We start from the raw sequence: 18885 nt of genomic DNA, 5'->3' as shown, positions 1-18885 counted from the left end.
AGCCGGCAAAACATATCAAATTAACTATAAAGTCATCACTGAACGGTCAAAGTCAGCAGCCTAGTTCAGTACTGACTACTTATACAACGGTTGGCGATCCGCTGACGACCGATGCGACGGATGGTGATGGCTTGACCAGTGCCACTCTTGGCACTGGGACTAGTGCAGATGGCTACTATCTCGTAACCGAAGTGGCATCAGCGGCTGTTGAGTCGCCATCTGATCCTTTCGTCGTGCACGTGCCACTTACTGTGACCGATGCATCTACTTCGAGTCAGAGCCTGGCTTATGACGTCAATGTTTATCCGAAGAATGATACGAAAGATATCAACCTCCTGCCAAACAAGACCTTGACTGGGACGAATGGCAGCAGTGATACCAAAGTTGAGTCTGTAAAGCCTGGTTCCGAAGTTTCCTGGAACTTGCAGGTCAATACGCCTGCAGATATCTACACGGCCGGCAGTAAGGATGACGATTCGGATGCTGTGTATGCGACGAATCTGACGATCTCTGATCCTATCGATAGTAGTACCCTGACATTTGTTGACGGCAGTGTTGTTGTGAATGCCCTGGCTTCTGATGGTACTAAGACTGCCTTGACCGTTGACGATGACTATACCGTCACCCATTCCACCGCAGTCAGCGGTTACGATGTCGTTATGATCTCTCTGACTCAAGCTGGGATGAAGAAGGCGGCCGGTTCTTCAACGATCGTGGCTCAGTTGACCACCACGATCAACCCGGTTACCACTGATACGTCGTCTATTGTCAATACATTTGACTCGTACTACACGCCTTCCACTGGCGGCGATCCGAAGCACGAAACGACCACCCCTGGTGACCCGATCGATCCAGACCCTGATGATCCTAACACCCCAGATCCTGACGACCCTGGTGATAACCCACAGATCGTTTATGGGAATGTTGATGTCCTGAAGACGGATGATTCATCCGCAGCAACACCACTGGCAAACGCAACCTTCAAGCTTGCGGCGACCGAACAGGATGCCAAGGATGGCAACTGGATCACAGATAACGATGGTAATGCTATCTCTGTCACCACTGGCGAAGATGGTAAAGCTGAATTTAATGGCTTGGTTGTTGATCCAACGACCAAGACCCAGAAGTACTACCTGGTTGAAACCGACGCACCAGCCGGCTACAACGTTGACGGGACTATTCATGAAGTCACCGCGCAAGCCGATACCACCCTCGATGCGACTGTCAAGGATAGCGACAACCTGCTTCCAAACCTGCCTATGACCGGTTCCGATGCCCGTCTGTTGATCCTTGTCACCGCGTCTGTGCTGATCGTTGGCTCTGGCTCGATGATTTACATCAAGCGTCGCAAGGACGAAAAGAACGCCTAAACACACGTATTTTGAATAAGAGCTTCGAGCCGGGCTCGGGGCTCTTGTTCTTTCCCGGAATAATATGTACCGGGTAAAATGTGGCATACGGAGGTGAAGACGATGCGCCATTTGTCAGATCGAACATTCTATCTGTTTTTCGGCTTCCTGTTTGCGCTGGGGCTGATCTTGCTACTGCTGCCGTTTGGCTTTGACGTGTATCACGACTACCAAAGCAAGCAGGCGACGGTGGTTTATGAAAAAAACGCCAAGTCGCCGACCTCCAAGCAGACAAAAGACATCGAGGCGTACAATGCCATGATCGCCGCTTTTCAACAAGGCCAGCCGCCGAAGCGAAAAGTGAAGATCACTGATATCCAGCCGGATCTGCACGACCCCATTGGCTTCGTGCGGATTCCCGCCATTCACATCGCCGGCCAGACCATGTACTTCGGCGACTCGGATTGGGTGCTCGACCGCGCGATCGGCACGATGCCCGGCACCTCTTTGCCAAGCGGTGGCACCAACACGCTCACCGTCATCACCGGGCACTCGGGCCTCGCGAACCGCATCGTCTTTGACAACATTCGCTACCTGCAAAATGGCGACATCTTCTATGTCACCAGTTTCGGGCAGGAAAAAGCCTACCAGGTCTACCAGCAGAAGGTGGTCGACCCCAATGCAAAATCAGCCATCAAGGCGACCTATGTGCAGCCGCACAAAGACATCGCCGTTCTGTTGACATGCACGCCCTTGTTTATCAATACGCATCGGTTGATGGTCTACGGCAAGCGCATCTCGCTGAAAACAGCGGCGAGCCACACCGTCACCACCCGCGATGGCTGGGGCATCGAGCGCCTCTGGATCTTGATCGTGATCTTACTATTATTGCTGATACTGATCTGGTTCCTGATCAAACAGCACCAGCGGCGAAAGGAGAAGGAAAAGGCCAATGCCGAAAAAGCAGCGCAAGAACAAGCAGCCCGCGAAGCAGGCGAGCGAGACGCCGGCCAACCAGGCGAACTCGGAACGCACCAACCAGGCGAACCCGGAGAACCACGACCAGGCGATCCCGGACACACCGACGGAACCGGAGACGCTGACTAGCGCCGCCGCCCCGTCAACAACGGCGATCCCAGCCGAGGCGCAGCCAACCGCCCAGCCGCCTCGCAAGGTCAAGCATCACCGCGTCTACTATGCCTTTTTCACCCTCACGCTTCTGCTTGGGGTGTTCCTGTTGCTACTGCCGCTGTTGTTCAACTGGCGAGAAACGCTCCAGCGCCAGCCGAAGATGCGTGAATACGAGGAGGCGTACATTCCGCCGACCGACAAGACGCTGGACTTGATCAACCGCTACAACGCCATGATCGACGCCAAGCAGCACAATAAGTCCCACGAGAACATCGACATCACGCAGATCCAGCCGGACCTCAAGTCGCCGATCGGGTACATCAACATTCCCAGCATCCACATCAAGAACATGTTGATCTACTTTGGCGACTCCGACTGGGTGCTCAACCGCGCGCTGGGCACCATGCCGTGGACGAGCTTGCCCACCGGCGGGAAAAACACGCTGGCCGCCATTACCGGGCATTCCGGCCTCGCCAATAAGATCTTCTTTGACAACATTCGCTACCTGAAAAAAGGCGACGTGTTCTACGTCAACGCATTCGGGCGCAACCGCGCGTATCAGGTGACCGGCCACAAAGTCATCGCGCCATCGGGCAAGGCCGCCGTCCAGTCGTTTTACGTCCAGCCTGGCAAAGACCTGGTCGCCCTCATGACCTGCACCCCGCTGTTCATCAACTCCCACCGCCTGATCGTCTACGGCAAACGCATTCCGATCAGGGCGGCGAAAAAAGTGGTCACGACCACCCGCGACCGCTGGAGCCTCGAACACATTTGGTATCTGACCCTGTTCATCCTGATTTTGCTCCTGCTGATCTGGTGGCTCATTCGCCGCTACCGCAAACGCGGTCTGGAAAAGCAAAAGAAACGCATCGCCGAAGAACAGGCAAAGGCCGAAGAAGCGGCAAAGGCAGCGGCCGACGCAAAGGCAGAAGCAGACGCAACTGCCCAAGCCCCAACCGGCACACCCGCCGACCCCGCCACCTCCGACGACACACCGCACCAGACTGAATGATCCTGCGAAAAGGGGGTGACCGCCATGAAGCGGCTGCTCAAATGGTTCGCGCTGCCGGCCATCGTGATCTTCGGCAGCCTGCTCCTCTTGATCCGCGGCTACCACGTGTTCTTGACCCAACCGGCCAGCACCATGCCGGTTGCCTTCCAGACCACCGCCGCCGCCAACCTCGCGCGAAGCGGGCAAAACTCATCGGATGAGGCCATCCAAGAGGCGGACCTCAAGCTGCTTTTGGCCGCGCGGCAACAGAGCACCGGCTTGACCCAGCGTTACGGGGTGGGGCGGCTTGCGATTCCGAGCTGCCAGATCAGCCTGCCAATTTTTGGCGAAGCCACGGACCTGACCCTCAGCGCAGGCGTCGCGCTCTATTACCCCAAGCGCGGGCTCAGCGGTGGCAACATCGTCATGGCCGCACACAACTTCTGGGGTGCAGGCGACCTGCTTCTCAACAAGGTCGACCGCGCCAAAGTCGGCGACCTCATTCTCGTCTCCGACCTCAAGCAAGTCTGGCAGTATCGCATCGCCGTCAACCAAGTCGTCAAGGACACCCAAGTCGATGTCCTCGACAACACCCGCGACGACCGCCTGACCCTGATTCGCTGTGAAGGCGGGGCAGGAACCCAGTACCGCCGAGTTGTGATCGCGAAGCTGCAGAAAACACGAGGCGCCGAGCCCACAGAGACAGCCCTCGGCATTCAGCCAACGACTCCAACCACCAGCGGCTTCACCCAATTTGAAAATCAGCTCGGTTGGCTCGTTGCCCAGTCGCTGAGTCGGCGCTGGCTCGTTTGGCAATTATGGCTCCTCGCGCTGGTCTGGCTCCTCATGTGGGGCATCGCCAGCTGGGGCTACCTGCGCCAACGCGACTGAGGACTGTCAACTGAAACGAACCAGTGCTGAGAAAACTCTGTCAACTGAAACGAACCAGCCCTCAGCGCGCCTTGTCAACTGAAACGAACCAAGACACGGCCGGCACCCCCAGTCGGCCACCAGAAAAGCGGATCCGCGTCCTGCCCATGCAGCGCGCGGGTCCGCTTTTGTGTCCATTTCTTTAACCAATTTAAATTGTCATCAATCTAGCCACAAGACATCCGGTATGGTACAATCTATCTCGTGATGTAGAACACAAGCATCGTTTGAGAGGAGACTTTTTTGATGAAGATCATCGTTATTGGTGCCACCCATGCTGGCACATTTGCCACGCAACAGATCCTGACCGAGCATCCAGATTATGACGTGCACGTCTATGAACGCAACACGAATCTGTCTTTCCTGTCCTGCGGGATCGCCTTGTGGGTGGGCGGTCACGTCTCGTCGCCCGAGAAAATGTTCTACTCCTCGCCTGAAGCCTTGAGCGCGCTTGGCGCCCATATGCACATGCAACATGACGTGCTCAGCGTCGACACCAAGGCCAAGCAAGTCGTTGTCAAAGACCTTGTGAGCGGCAGCACGACCACCGAAACATACGATAAGCTCGTTGTGAACACCGGCTCTGCGCCACTCACCCCGCCGATTCCTGGCATCGACGATCCGCGCGTACACCTCGCCAAGAACTGGAGCCACGCCAAGACGCTCAAGGACCTCACCCCTGAGATCAAGTCCGTCATCGTCATCGGCGCAGGCTACATCGGCGCCGAGCTCGCCGAACAGTACGCCCTGAACGGCAAGCAAGTCACCTTGATCGATGCCCTGCCACGCGTTTTGGCGAAAAACTTTGACAGCGACATCACCGATCGCGTGGAAAAACTCTACACCGATCACGGCGTCAAGCTGGCCCTCAGCGAAAAAGTCGTCGGTTTTGAAGGCGGCGATCAGCTGACCGTCACCACCGACAAAGGCAGCTACTCCGCCGACATCGCCGTGCTCAGCATCGGCTTCCGGCCGCACACCGACCTCGTCCGTGACCAACTTGAGACCCTGCCAAACGGCGCGCTCATTACCGACGAATACATGCGCACCAGCGATCCGGATGTCTTTGCGGCAGGGGACTCAGCGACAGTGCACTACAACCCAACTGGCAAGGCCGACTACATTCCGTTAGCCACCAACGCCGTGCGCCAGGGCATTCTCGTGGGCCACAACATCGACAAGCCGACCGTTGCCTACATGGGCACGCAAAGCACCAGCGCCGTTGAGTTGTTCGGCATGACCATCGCGGCATCCGGCCTCACCACAGAAGGCGCGAAGGCACGCGGGGTCGAAGCGGCCAGCGTGACGATCGAGCAGGATTATCGCCCGGACTTTATGTTGACGACCGCGAAAATTCTTGTGAGTCTGACTTGGGATCCAGAGACGCACCGCGTTCTTGGCGGGTCGGTCTTTTCGAGTCATGATGTGTCGCAGTCGGCCAACGCGCTGTCGATCGCGATTCAGGCCAACATGACGATCGAGCAGCTCAGCATGGTCGACATGTTCTTCCAGCCCAACTTCGACCAGCCGCTCAACTGGCTGAACGCCGTCGCGATGGAAGCTGTGGCCAAGGCTAATAAGTAACTTAAAAAGCATTTGTGGGGTCGCCCGGGTGGCCTCCGCCCACCCTCATATCCAGCATTGATGTTACTTGGTGGGGCGGGCCACGCTTGCCAATCGCGACGGGGTTACCTGTTGCGCGCCTAGTCGAATGGCTGAGATCCATATTTAACCATGATTGCCGAATTGATCTTTATATAGAGGGGTCACTCATCGCGAGTGGCCTTTTTTGTTGCGTAGCCGTTTTCGTTTCGCCAAACCTCACTGTCACCGCCCTGATTTCCCCCAAAAAATCACGCCGCAACCGTTCGTTGACAAAATGCAACGCCCAGGCGACGGCCAGTCCGCGGCGCACCCGATTGCCCCGGGCCACCTGATGATTCGCTCATTGATCAATGGCAAACTCGTCCGCGTTTTTGGCTTTAGCCTGGCGACCAATCTGGCGTTTCGGAAAAATGCGGGGAAGGTCACTTTGATTGGGGAGACCGACCAGCATGATTTCTTTAATACGGGGCAAGTCGAACTTGGCCGGTATGCCACCCGCGTGGAGGCCGAGCGTGAGGTGACGATGATCGAATCCGCGATGGCTGCGGGCGAGGGGACATATCACCTGCAGTTTGCGCTCGCGCCCAAGGAAAAATAGGCCGCCAGCCTCGCGCATAACGCTCGCGGGATTAAGCCAGTGCGACCCCACACAAAGACCCGCTCCGGAGAGGCAAGCGCAAATTGCTTGTCCCACTGAAGCGGGTCTTTTCACTGAGGCTGTGGGGTCGATCGCTTCTGGAGGGCTGGCGATCGACGTTGTCAGTGCTGGCAGCTGGCAGGCCGCATCAGTACGCCTTCCGACTCGCCAAATGAAATGGTTTCAGTCAACAAATGAATTCCGACGCGAAACGGCTTAGTTCAAGCCCGTCGCAAGGGTCCAGGTCAGGGTCGTTTCGTAGATCCCGTTTTCAACAACGGAAGTCTTCGGCAAAACGAGCTTGATGTTGGTCTTGTTCCAACCAAAGACGTTGGCGCCTTCGCCTTCGCCCGCCGCTGCACTGGCCACCTGGTGGTTCGTGTCACTGCCGGTGAGATTCATGGAGATCGTGTTGGTCAAATCGGAAACAGCGGTCAAGGCGCCACTTGGGGTGAAGCCGTCGTCCTGCGTTTCGTTGGTCAACGCGTATACATCGCCGGTCTGGCCGTATGCCGTGTTGAGCAAGGTGAGGGTCGCATCGTCGATGGTCTTGCCAGTGGATTCGCCAGCGTCATTGACCAGAGACAGCGGGCCGTCCGCCTTCACGTTCAGCGTCCAGGTGCCGGCTGCGCTGTCGGTTTTGCCGGTCGTATCCTTGGCGTTTTCGTCGGCCGTGCGCGTGGTCTGCTTGTCAACGACCGTGGTCCAAACCTTCCCCTGAACGTTCGCAAGCGCCGCGTCATCGGTGTTGAGAATCGCGGTCAAGTTGGTGCTCCCGCTCTTGTAGTTCGGGTAACGGTTGTTGTCATCCTTCGCCACGTTTTTCCCATCAGCGGTGAAAATCGGGTATTCCGAGAAAAACTGCTCGTGGTTCCCGAAATCGAGAATCTTCGGCACCATCTGCAGGCGCAGGTAGCCAGTGTTGCCGGTCGGGGAGGTCTGACCAAATGAGATACCCGCCGTGGTTTGGGCGTCTTGTGGCAGTGCCTGGCCGCCGTTGATCTCAGCGTTGCCTTCAACCGTTGCGGCATTAGCGGTGAGTGGTGCGATCGCGCCAACGGAAAGCAGTGCGGCGCCGGCGATCATCAAACCAGTGAACTTTTTGAATTTCATCGTGAAATTCCTCCTAATAAAATATTTTCTACATCGCGGCCCAGACCGCGGTATAAAACCCTGTTAAACTACCCCAGACGATCAGAACAAGTTGATCGTCTTCCATGTATTGAAATCGTTGTACGTCTTGACGGTAAACACGAGACTGACAACAAATGCGACCAGCAGGAGAGCCGATAAAATGATCAGCGCCCATTTGACCTTTGGATAAGAAAACTTAGCGATCAGTCGGCTCAATGGCATCACCTCCTTTCCTGCGACTGTGCCGCCGCCACCCGCGCCAGACCAAAAGGCCCAGCACCAAGATGACCAGCCCAATGCCGCCGCTTTTCACATACCGCCAGCGATCCTTCGCCCGGCTGAACGCCTGCTTAGAACTTGCCTGCACCGCACCGCTTTGCGCCACCTGCAAGTACTGCACACGCGTGGTGGACTTACCCGCCAGCGTGAACGTCGTCGTCATCCGGTACGCGCCGGCCACCAGCTTTTGCCCCTGAAACAAATGCGTCAGGGAAAATTCGGTCTGCGGGGCGATGCGACTCAGCGGCTGGCGAAAAGATTGGGATAAAAAGCTACTTTCCGCATTCGTCAACGTGACCTTCGCCGTCGCATCCTTCAAAAGCGCCCGCGCAGCATTCGTGACCGTTGCCTCAAACACCACACCCTTAGTCGTCGCGCGCAGACTCGGCTGCGTCACGGCCAGCGAAGCCAATCCGCTGACAAGCTGGCCGCGCCGCAGCGCCAGCGCGATCGTGTAGGCCAACTCGTTGCGCACATCGCGCTGCCCAGTGGCCGGCACCAGCGCCGAAAACCGCAACGCGCCCAGGTAATAGCCGGCAGGGGCAATTTTTGACGCCGCCACCGTGATCGTCACGTTTTTCTGCTGGCCCGCCGCCAAACGCACCGACTTTGGCGCCTTGATGAACGAGCTGGCACTGGGCATCACCAATTGGCTATCCGGCGAGGATTCGGCCTCATACACCACCTGGCCATTGGTCTTCGTGGTGGCATCGAGCACCGCGATGTCCACGGTGATGGGGCGCTTGCTGGCGTTGTACGTCGTTACCGTCACCTCGCGCGCCTCGGCAGTCGGCAGCGTCAGGTCAAAATAGCCCGCCGCCTTGCCGACATGATTGTCGCTGGGCAACACCGGCGCCACCATCAGACCCTGGTCGCTGGCCGCCGCCACCGGCCGCGTCGGCAAAGCCGCTTCAGCCAGCCCAAAGCCAACCAGTGCTACCCCCGAGGCAACCGCCACGCTCAGGGCCAGGTCGCGAAACCGGCGAAACTTGCGTAGCCCGCGAATCTCGCGCAACCTGCCCCGCACAGCGGCCCAGGTCCGCGCAAGTCGCACACGCCGTCGCCCCAAGCGCCAACCAAGCCTCGTTTTCAGCCCCGTGGCCGCAGTTTGATTGCCCATCCTAACGCCCCCAGACTCAGCAAAAGCGCCACACCCGTTCCGATGCTTGCGTACAGCCAGTGGTTGACCGGCTTGTGGATCGCCTGTTTATTCACCGTTTCCGCCGCCGCGCTGGTGACCTTCATCTGTTTCTTGAACGCCCAGCTCACCGGGAACCGATTTTGCGTATTGACGCCCTTGACCGTCACCTTGATCTGATACGTGCCCGGTTTCATCGTGTCGTAGCTCCACGAAACGGGGAACACGACCTTAGAATTCGGCGCGATCATCAAATTCGTTGCCTGATAACTGCGCACCGCGCCATCCGGACCACTGATCGCCGCATCCACGCTGACCTTGGACATCGCCATCGCCGCCGTGTTGCACAGCGTGATGCCAAGCGCCGGATGCTTTTGATAGAGAATCGCTTCCGTCATGTCGTATTTCAAGTCGGGAAAAATCGCATCATCATGCCCGCGCAACACCACCCCGACCGAATAGGCGTAGTTGGACCCCACCGCATTGGAGCTGGTCGCGCCCTTATCGACATGCTCGATGAAGTGCCAATCCCCGTAGATCAGGCCCTTGTAATCCGCAGTGGGCATCTTGATCGTGGCGCTGATGACCTTCATCTGCTTGGGCGCGAGCTTGATCGTGTCATCGCCCGCCGCCAATTTTGCCAACGTCGTGAACGGATGCTTCAGCGAGCGATCCAAGTCCTTCGTCGCGGGCATGAAATCGATCCCGCCGCCGATCTGCGTATACGCATTGCGCAGGTCACTTTTCACCGTGATATTCTTATCGGAAAAATTCTGCACGCGCATCTGAATCGTGTGCGTCGTATTTTTTTCATATACCAGATCAAAATAGTTGAGGTTCATATTCGTCTGGGCATCAGGCAAGACCGGCTGCACCTCAAAATCCGTTGTTTCCGTTTGGCTCGCGGCCTGGGTCAACTGACCCGGCGCCAAGGCAACTGCCGCTAGCGCTAGGGCAAGCGCCCACCTCCATAATTGTTTACGCAACCATTTGTCCTCCTATGGCACAAGTGACAGATTCCACGTGAGCGTCGTCTCATACCGCGTGTGATAGCGCGTGGTGCTGGCCGGCACATGCAGGCCCACACTCGTCGCGCCGCTCGCCTCATCGCCAAAATTCAGCCGCCACGTGCCAAAACCGCTGGTGTCGTACTTCGTTCCAGTCGCCTCAGCCGTGGTCGCATCCGGATCCAGAAAATGCCCCGTCCGCGTCAGTGTCGCCAGAATTGTCGGCGTGGTCGCCGCCGAATCAAGCGCCAGATCCGAAGGCGCCGCATACGCCGCATCATCTTCCGTGGCCCAACTCGGCGACGTCGCATCATTGGTCCGCTTAAGCGTCGGATTGAGCAAATACAGCGTCGCGTCCGTTAACTCATGGGCAGTGTGCAGCTCCGCATCCTGCGAGTCTGGGTTGGCGTTTGACGTGAACTGCCCATCTTGCTTGACACTCAGCTGCCAGTTGGCCACCCCGTAGTAATCCTCGATCGTCACCCCAAACGGCAACGCCTGATGCGTTTTCGCCTGGTTCTCGCCGATATAATACGTGCGGTCGACCTGCTGATCCGTGAACTCCCCGAAATCCAGCGTCTGATCCACGCTCAGCTTTAACATCGGCCGCTCATACCGGTACGTGATCACCAGCGGCGCCGTATCAAAATGCGGATCCAGCACACTGGCCTGATCAAAACTCGCCGTGGTGAGGTCAACGCTTGTGGCCTGATCGACCACCGTCCAGCCAGCAATCGATTTCGGCCGGATTGCCGCGCCATCCACCGTGGACACCGCCTGCCCAACAGGCCCCGTGACCGTCACAGAAGGGGCGATCTCGGTCGGGTTTGCCATATCCGAGCTGCGATCGACATACCGGAACGTCACCGTCCCATTCACCGGCGGCAAGTTGATCGTCGTTTGATTCGACTGCATCGTCGTCCCGCCACTGACCACACTGGCCTGATTGAGAATGGTCTCCGCCGTCCCAGCACGCGCGATCTTCACCTGAAAACGCACACTGAACCCATCACCATCCGCGATCGTGTACGGAAAATTGATCGTGCCAGTTTGCTTGAAGCTGGTGTCATCCGCGCTCGTGAACGCCCCATTCGTATCCGCATCCGCGATCTGAAGCGACCCGTTTTGGTACACCGTTGACGCATCCAGCAAGTCCTTCAACACCCCATTGCTCAACCCCGCCAAGTTCGTGAAGTCCAGCTGATACGTCACCAGATCACCATCATGACCGTCTGTCTCAGTGGAAAAAGTGGTCTCGCCAGTCGAGTCATTGCGCAACGATTTTTTCAACACATACTCCGCAGGCGGCTGGCGCAATTGATACTGATACGTCACCGTGTACGGCGTGGTCGCGGAAAAATGGCCGTGGTCCTGGCCATCCGGCGTGTTGGCCGTGTAGTGCTGCGTGTACTGGTACCAATCGTTTTGATACTTGATCCACGCCGGCCGCCGCGTCGCTGCATCCCACGAGTTGTTCGGATCCCCGGGAATGATCACCGGCGTTGCGATCGCCTTGCCCGTTGTGTCGACAAAATTCACCGTCACCGGCTGGGCATTTTGCGGCGTCTTGATCAACGCCACCGCCTGGAAGGTCGGATTGGCGCCACTTGCGCCTGTGTAGCCGTAATACACCTGATCCGATTTGAAATACGTCAGAACGTTGTCGATATGGAACGTGCTGCCCTGCGTCGGGTCGTCATCCAGCGAATACGTCAAGTCCCCGCCGAGAATGCGCGTTCCGTTTTGGTAAGTGACCTGCGGCGTCCAGGTGACAACAAAGTGCCGAAACTTACCATTAGACAGCGGATTTTTCAGCTGAATGTACTGCAGGTGCCCAACCGTCCGAGAATTCGTCGACTTCAACGGATCATCCCCGGGCCGCACCACGCCTAAATGGCCGACGCCGAATGTGTTCGGATAATTGATATCGAACTGGTCATCCGCGACCCCAGAGCCGTTCCACCAGCTATCCATTTCGATGGACAGCGCGTTGTGAATGTAAGTCTTGACGATGGCGGTCGTGCTCGTGCCGTCCGTCGACCACGGATACGCGCCGAGCCCACCACCAGGGGAGCCATACGCGCCATTGCCCGCCGGATCATTTTGCAAGGTGAACGTCATCCCATCGGCATCGTGCTGCGGATCCGAGCCAAAATAATGCCAGGTGTCATAAGTGAAGGCACTATTTAGATCGATCTTGTTTTTCGACCACATCCCGCCGATCTGCCAGCTCTTGGTCTTAGTCTTCCCGGTCACCACCAGCGCCTGCGGATAGGAGGTGCTAAAGGCCGACATATTCGGAAAATTCGACGGATTGGCGGTACTCTTATTAAAAAAGTCAGACGCCCGCAGCGTCGAGGCAGGCGGGGCCACAGGAAACCCATCCGCCGCAGCCTGCGCCGGCCGCCCCGGCAGCAGCACTGTCGAGATGATCAACATGATCACCATGAATAATGTCTCAGCCCGTCGTTTCAAAGCGATACCCCCCAGTCCAACCATTCGCCGTTATGTATCTGCCTTGAGTGTAACAAACGGTTATTTCTATTCACCGCAAGTTTCGTAAATTGTTATTGTATTAAATGGCATATTGCAAATGTGTGTTATAAAAGTTGGTCGGAAAGCGGGCAGAGCTGAAACCATAACGCGTGTTTTCAGGACATGTGGAATCCTGAAAGTCAACGGACAATAGTGTCCTGTTCGGGGCGGTTCCGGGATTATTTGAGAATCGGTGGGAGGTTGTTCTGCACTGGCCGTAATGTGCTTTTTGAAAGTTATTTAAATGTCGAGATTAGCGTTCTTTAACAACAGGGCCTATGCTTTTTCACCAGCTGGTTGGCGTGTTTCTTCCTATATAGGATGTTTGGGACACAGCACCTAAAATTGGTGAGGCGTCAGCCCAGAAAATGGTGAGCAGCCCGACACAAAAAAAGCCGGGCCAACACGTGATCGTGTCAGTCCGGCTCATGCCTAGCATTCAATTATTCAGTGAGACATCTGTCCACAGAGCCGTCGTCTTTCCCCGGCAACCGCGCCTGCTAACCCCGCACGGCCTTCTCCAAGCTCGCGCGAATCGCTGCTTTGACATCATGCTCCCGGATGCCCAGCACCGGCATCGTGTCCTGCGGGTCCAGATACAGCTCGCGCGCCTGGATCTGGCCTGTGGTCGCGATGTGAATCCCGTGCTCCTTGCCCTGAGCGGCAACTGCGGCATCCATCGCCTCGTATTGCGCCTGGACCTGATCGTACGTCACCACCGGGATCTGCGTTTTGCCCACTTGCCCCAGCGCTTCAACGATCATTTCGTAGAAGTCCTTGTAGGTCATGTTCAGCGCATCGATCGCGTAAGTCCCGCGATGCACGCCATTTTCCAGCGCACCTACTGCGGCCTCCGCCACCTGCTCGACCGTGACCATCGCCGTGCCGCCTGGTAGGGCAGGGAAAACAGGCTGGTCCCGGATCTGATCGACGAACATCTTCCATAGCGGCATCCGGCCCGGCATCGTCCCAAAAATGTAAGGCAGTCGCAGCGACGACACCGTCATCTTACCCTCGCCCTCGGCAAAAGCGACCTGTTCCTGAAGCAGCCGCGTGTTCGGATAAGGCTCATTTTTCAGCCCAGGCATCGAATCCGCCCAGCGCTCGGAAAATTCCGCGAAGTAGGAGCCAAACACCACGAATTTTTTCACCCCAGTACGCGCGGCAAGCCGGGCAATGCGTTGCGTTGGCAGGACATTTGCCTCATAAAAGAAGCTCAGCGCCGGCGCGTCCGGTACCACGCGCTCATCCGCGCCCGCCGCATAAACAAACCCCTCGCAATCCGCCAGCAGCGCCTCGATCGCTGAATCCGACAACTCATTGATATTGCCGAGCGACAGTTCCACCTCATTTGGCAGCAAATTGTCCGCCGGCACCGGTGGCAAGGCCATCGTCTTCACCTGATACCCCCGCGCCAGCAATTCCTTCGTCGTGTAATACCCCAAGAACCCAGTCCCGCCGAGCACAAACACCTTAGACATAAGAAAGACTCCTTTCGATGAGTGACCTGTTATTGACTTCACAATAAGTGTACGATGCTCATGACTAGAAAAATCGGCAGAAAACCGTCAACTGTTCGGAAGGACCAACCCATGACAGAAAACTATCCCTATGTGAGTGCCGACTACTTGACTGATGACTATCGCCCCCAGGAAATGCGCCTCTGGGGCGAAACAATCACCCGTCCAGACAGCCCCCATTACGCCAACGAACCGGAGTTTTACTACGTTTTGGCCGGCCGCGGCGCACTTATCGTCAACACCCGCCCCATCCCGCTCTCAGCCGGTGACCTCATCCAACTTTTGCCCTATCACGTGCATCATTTCGGCGGGGAAAATCGGGCGCTGCAAGTGATTCATGTCCGCGCCTCGCTGGGCCTACTGCTTCTGACGGCCACACAGCAGGGGCGCTACCGAGCCGCTTTGAAAAACTTTGAGCAACAACCGCCACTGGTCCACCTCAACCCCGCCCAGCAGGCAGCCCTGACGCCGCTTTGCCAATTGGCCTTAAATGCCGGCAACGACCCCCAAAGCGCGAACCTCAACGTCGCTTTGATCAGCCTGCTCGAACACTTCCTCCAGATCGGCAAGCGCGCCATCCTGCCGGCCCCGCCGACCCCATACCAGGCCCTGGCCTATCTTCAGCTGCATCACCAAGCCCCGCTCACCGCCAGCGCAGTGGGCACTGCGCTGGGCTGTTCCGGCGAGGCCGTGGAGGCGATGCTCAGGCAAGTTACCGGCCGCGATTTTGCGACCTGCCTCGACCAAGTCCGTATCCGCAACGCGACCGGCCTCATGCAGTTTCCCGAGCTGACCCTGCGCAAAATCGGCATGATCTGCGGCTACCGCTCACCCAGCACCTTCTACGCCCGTTTCACCGCCATTCACGGCATGACCCCAGGCGCGTATCGGGCAGGGGAGAAGCCGGGAAACAAGACGCAGACGCGAAGCGAACAGGCAACCGAAATGCTAAGCGTGAACGACGGCTGGACGATCGGTGCCTACCTCGTGGAACACTGCTGCGACCCGCTGACGTTGCCAGCCCTAGCCGCACATTTTCACCAATCCGAAGAGCGCGTGGCCCAGCTGCTTCAAGCAACCTTCAACGCCTCTTTTCCTCAGCTAAAGCACCAGCTTCGCGTTCAACTGGCGGCCTCGCTCCTGACAGCCATGCCCACGCTCAGCATCGCCCAAGTGGCCCAGAAGGTCGGGTATGGGGATGTGACCACCTTCATCCGGCAATTCAAGCGCACGCTGGGCGTGACACCGGGGGCTTGGCGGAAAGAGGAACGACAAGCACCACGGGCATAGAAAGTAGGCGGAAGGTTTTTTTCCTTCTATAATTAGAGGCGGTGGCATATGTACAGCGGTGTCCCAATCGGCGCTTGATAAGCGGCCCCAATCGCCATTAGCAACGTAGCTGACAATTGGTCTACACATTAGAGTTCGATGAAATTTAAAGAAAGCGCTTGACCGAAAACGTTTTCGGAATTATGGTTGTTTATGAAATCACTTACAAGTGCGAAATGGAGGCGGGAAGATGCATACACGCTATACGATTGTTCGGGCGCTTGCTGGACTGATTGACTTCATTGTTGCTTATGTGCCAGCTGTGATCATCTTTGTTTTTGGACTTCATACGTCGACTCGCAATGCCGATCTGCTCGGCCAAGCAATCTTCGTCTTGTACAATATCGTGGCTTTGACTGGCTTTCACGGGCAGACTGTCGGCAAATATTTCGGCCATTTGAAGGTCGATACGGCTAAGCTCGCCAGTCAAAACGTGATGTTTGTCGGCATTCGCGAAGTGACGAAAGTACTATTCTTCACCCCAGTGATCGGGATTCCGCTGCTGATCGTCAACTTGGCTGTCTGCCTGCTTAAGGGTCGAACAATCGAGGATTACGTCGGACAGACGGTTGTCACAGTCGTCGAGCCAAGGGAGGTCGCCAATGAAACAAAATAAGGCGATCACCTCTAGCCCGTTGTCGAATATTCCAACCGGTCCACTGCTTGCGATCGTATTCATTACGGTTGTCTTTGCGGCTTGGCTGGCCTGGCATTTTCGGGAGAATTACGACCCTAAGTCTTTGATCAAGTGGTATTGCTGGTATGCGGTTCCGCTGTTGATCTTGGCACTGATCTTGCACGTTCAGGTTGTACTTGTGCTCGCGACCTGGTTGGCAGGGGCAGGAATCTTGGCATTTCGGTCGAATCATTACTTCTATGGGCGCTAAATTTTTTTGCCAGTTTCGAAAACGTTTTTGTTAGCGATTACAATTTAATTGGATGGAGTTAAGCAATGGAGACAACAATTAGGTACCCCAAGGACGATCCTTGGCGCATTTCAGAAGCAACGTTTGATCCGCGGTTTTTAGGTAAGTACGAGACGATCTTCGCATTAGGTAATGGGTACTTGGGCGCCCGTGCCGCCACCGAAGAACGGTATGTCGGGGAAAAACGTGACACATTCATCGCCGGGACATTTGACCGGTTCGATCAAGATGAGGTTACGGAACTGCCCAACATCCCAGATGTCTTTGCCGTTACAGTCATCCTTGATGGCCAACAGCTCGATCTGAACCAGGGTGAGGTCAGCGAGTATGACCGAACATTGAATGTCAGAACTGGTGAGCTGACCCGGCGCTTTATATGGACATATGCGGGGAAGCAATATCGGTTCCAATCCTCTCGTTTCGTTTCATTCAAACAGCGTCATGTTCTCGCGGAGCGCATTTCGATCACACCAGTCGCGGCTAACGCAAGCATTCGGTTGACCGCCGGCATCGATGGTCAGATGACTAATAATGGGACTCAGCATTTCAATGATGACGTTAAACGCCTTTACCCAGGCCAAGTCCTTCAGCTGAGCGCAAAGACAGATCAGTCCGAGATCTATTTTGTCCTGACATCCGAGCATCGGTTCTCGACCGAGGGTGTGACGATGGGCAAAACAAAAACAGAGATGTTGCGGCGGCAGCTGATGTCGACCTACACCGCCGACGTCGAAGCCGGCCATCCCTTTGTCTTCACTAATATCACCAATGTATACACGTCGCGGGACATCGATGTTATCTACAAAGATCGCAGCAGTCTTCAAGCGCAAGGACTTGAAACCGCAGAGGCACTGAAGCCTTTCAGCTATGAAGCTTTACAGAAAGAAAGTGCTCAAGCCTGGGCAGACAAGATCTGGGATGCGATGCCGATCACGATCGACGCCGACGAGAGCCGTGATGCGTTGGCCATCAATTTTGCCCGTTATCATCTGGCAGTGATGACACCAGCGCATGATCCGCGAATGAACATCGGGGCAAAGGGTCTTTCAGGGGAAGGCTACAAGGGCCACACCTTCTGGGATACCGAGATCTTCATGCTTCCGTATTATATCTTCACCTACCCAGAAGTGGCCAAGAAGCTTGAAACATATCGGTTCCTGAGCCTTGGCGGGGCACGGCGAAAGGCTTCAGATAATGGCTATCATGGGGCGCAATATCCATGGGAGTCTGCTTGGATCGATGATGGCGAGTCCACGCCAGTCTGGGGGGCGACTGATATCGTCACCGGCAAAGCGACTAAGATCTGGTCGGGCTTTATTGAACAGCACATCACGGCAGATGTGGCGTATGGCATCAACGAGTACATTCAGGCGACAGGCGATCAGGAATTTGCTGAAACGATGGGCCACGAAGTTATTCTCGATACCGCACGTTTCTGGGCGAGCCGACTGGACTGGAATGAAGACAAGCACCAGTACGAGATTTTGGACGTGATCGGTCCGGACGAGTACAAGGAGCACGCCAACAATAACGCCTTCACCAACCACATGGCCAAGTGGAACATGCAACTGGGTCTGGACCTGATCAAAAAGTTGCGTGACACCGCTCCGGCGGAATACACGCGGTTGGATGACCGGTTGAACCTCGACCAGCTAGAACAGGAAGTCAGCGAAAAAATTGACAAGTTATACTTGCCTGAGCCGAACGCAAATGATGTCATCCCTCAAGACGATGACTATCTGAGTAAAAAGCTGATCGACCTGGCACCATACACGGTGAATGGCAAAGTTGGCAGTCTGTTTGACCATTTCAACCTGGATCAGGTCGACCAGATGCAGGTCACCAAACAAGCGGATGTCATCTTGCTTCTGTTCTTGTTTGAAAAGCATTTCTCCAAAGACGTCAAGCTGAAAAACTGGGAATACTACGAGCCAAAAACGACTCACGATTCCTCGCTTTCGCTATTGACCCACACAATCTTTGCCGCTGACCTCGGCGATAAGAAGATGGCTTATGACTTCTATCAGCGGGCCCGTGACATCGATATGGGAACGAACATGAGCAGTAGTGATGAAGGGATTCACGCTGCCTCGATCGGTGGCATTTGGTCCATGACGGTCTTTGGATTTGGCGGCGTTCGTTATCTCGATGGCAATCTGCGTATCGTGCCGAACCTGCCAGATGCTTGGCATGAATTATCGTTTCAAATTTGGTGGCATCAGCAAAAACTCGCGATCACCGAGACTCACGATGCGCTAAAGATCAAGAATTTGACAGGAACGGCTGATATTCAGCTGGATTCTGTCGGGGGATCCTACACTGTTTCAGGGCATGACGAGTTAGTTATCAAATTGGCATAAGCCAGGGGGGAAAC

At 56.1% G+C, this 18885-nt stretch carries 16 protein-coding genes; 10 read left to right on the top strand and 6 right to left on the bottom strand.

What is annotated here, in order from left to right:
* The 6 genes from EKM95_RS08465 to EKM95_RS08440 all read left to right on the top strand — a co-directional run.
* Positions 1-1370, top strand: a 1370-nt coding sequence (locus EKM95_RS08465; RefSeq protein ID WP_125697459.1) for a SpaH/EbpB family LPXTG-anchored major pilin, incomplete at its 5' end; no start/stop codon positions are given.
* A gap of 102 nt (positions 1371-1472) precedes the next feature.
* The gene (locus tag EKM95_RS11835) at positions 1473-2456 is read left to right on the top strand and encodes a class C sortase (protein ID WP_164510143.1); all 984 of its coding nucleotides are present in this window, start codon (positions 1473-1475) and stop codon (positions 2454-2456) included.
* Positions 2419-3492 carry a class C sortase gene (locus EKM95_RS08455; RefSeq protein WP_225423255.1) on the top strand — a complete coding sequence of 358 codons (1074 nt, stop codon included), beginning with the start codon at positions 2419-2421 and terminating at the stop codon, positions 3490-3492. The genes EKM95_RS11835 and EKM95_RS08455 overlap by 38 nt, the downstream gene beginning before the upstream one ends.
* Positions 3493-3516: 24 nt before the next feature.
* A complete protein-coding gene (locus EKM95_RS08450; RefSeq protein WP_125697453.1) occupies positions 3517-4362 on the top strand; it encodes a class A sortase in 846 nt (281 codons plus the stop codon).
* A gap of 285 nt (positions 4363-4647) precedes the next feature.
* Positions 4648-5985, top strand: a complete 1338-nt coding sequence (locus EKM95_RS08445) for an FAD-dependent oxidoreductase (RefSeq protein ID WP_125697450.1) — start codon at positions 4648-4650, stop codon at positions 5983-5985.
* Positions 5986-6280: 295 nt separating this feature from the next.
* A complete protein-coding gene (locus EKM95_RS08440) occupies positions 6281-6604 on the top strand; it encodes a hypothetical protein (RefSeq protein ID WP_125697448.1) in 324 nt (107 codons plus the stop codon).
* A 255-nt stretch (positions 6605-6859) separates the two neighbouring features.
* Here the strand turns inward: EKM95_RS08440 and EKM95_RS08435 are convergent, their stop codons facing one another.
* The 6 genes from EKM95_RS08435 to EKM95_RS08415 all read right to left on the bottom strand — a co-directional run bounded on the left by EKM95_RS08435 (position 6860) and on the right by EKM95_RS08415 (position 14217).
* Complete coding sequence (locus EKM95_RS08435) at positions 6860-7756, bottom strand: WxL domain-containing protein (RefSeq protein ID WP_125697446.1); 897 nt, start codon at positions 7754-7756, stop codon at positions 6860-6862.
* An 81-nt stretch (positions 7757-7837) separates the two neighbouring features.
* Complete coding sequence (locus EKM95_RS11685) at positions 7838-7993, bottom strand: hypothetical protein (RefSeq protein WP_164510142.1); 156 nt, start codon at positions 7991-7993, stop codon at positions 7838-7840.
* On the bottom strand, positions 7974-9176 hold the full coding sequence (locus tag EKM95_RS08430; protein ID WP_125697444.1) for a WxL protein peptidoglycan domain-containing protein: 1203 nt from the start codon (positions 9174-9176) through the stop codon (positions 7974-7976). Before EKM95_RS08430 ends, EKM95_RS11685 begins: the two co-directional genes overlap by 20 nt.
* Positions 9146-10180 carry a DUF916 and DUF3324 domain-containing protein gene (locus EKM95_RS08425; RefSeq protein WP_379897282.1) on the bottom strand — a complete coding sequence of 345 codons (1035 nt, stop codon included), beginning with the start codon at positions 10178-10180 and terminating at the stop codon, positions 9146-9148. The genes EKM95_RS08430 and EKM95_RS08425 overlap by 31 nt, the downstream gene beginning before the upstream one ends.
* A 12-nt stretch (positions 10181-10192) precedes the next feature.
* On the bottom strand, positions 10193-12649 hold the full coding sequence (locus tag EKM95_RS08420) for a lectin-like domain-containing protein (protein ID WP_379897285.1): 2457 nt from the start codon (positions 12647-12649) through the stop codon (positions 10193-10195).
* Positions 12650-13236: 587 nt separating this feature from the next.
* Positions 13237-14217, bottom strand: a complete 981-nt coding sequence (locus tag EKM95_RS08415) for an NAD-dependent epimerase/dehydratase family protein (RefSeq protein WP_125697440.1) — start codon at positions 14215-14217, stop codon at positions 13237-13239.
* Between the two features lie 111 nt (positions 14218-14328).
* On the opposite strand from EKM95_RS08415, the gene EKM95_RS08410 reads away from it, so the two are divergent.
* The 4 genes from EKM95_RS08410 to EKM95_RS08395 all read left to right on the top strand — a co-directional run bounded on the left by EKM95_RS08410 (position 14329) and on the right by EKM95_RS08395 (position 18871).
* Positions 14329-15546, top strand: coding sequence for a helix-turn-helix transcriptional regulator (locus EKM95_RS08410; protein WP_164510141.1), 1218 nt, complete (start codon positions 14329-14331; stop codon positions 15544-15546).
* Positions 15547-15775: 229 nt separating this feature from the next.
* Positions 15776-16201, top strand: a complete 426-nt coding sequence (locus tag EKM95_RS08405; RefSeq protein WP_125697436.1) for an RDD family protein — start codon at positions 15776-15778, stop codon at positions 16199-16201.
* Positions 16188-16472, top strand: coding sequence for a hypothetical protein (locus tag EKM95_RS08400; protein ID WP_125697434.1), 285 nt, complete (start codon positions 16188-16190; stop codon positions 16470-16472). The genes EKM95_RS08405 and EKM95_RS08400 overlap by 14 nt, the downstream gene beginning before the upstream one ends.
* A 65-nt stretch (positions 16473-16537) precedes the next feature.
* Positions 16538-18871, top strand: a complete 2334-nt coding sequence (locus EKM95_RS08395) for a glycoside hydrolase family 65 protein (protein WP_125697432.1) — start codon at positions 16538-16540, stop codon at positions 18869-18871.
* The last annotated feature ends 14 nt before the right edge of the window (positions 18872-18885 follow it).

Source organism: Lacticaseibacillus yichunensis, assembly GCF_003946405.1.
Classification (GTDB): Bacteria; Bacillota; Bacilli; order Lactobacillales; family Lactobacillaceae; genus Lacticaseibacillus; species Lacticaseibacillus yichunensis.
Note: the sequence above shows the minus strand (reverse complement) of the source record. Positions and strands in the feature narration are given on the sequence as shown.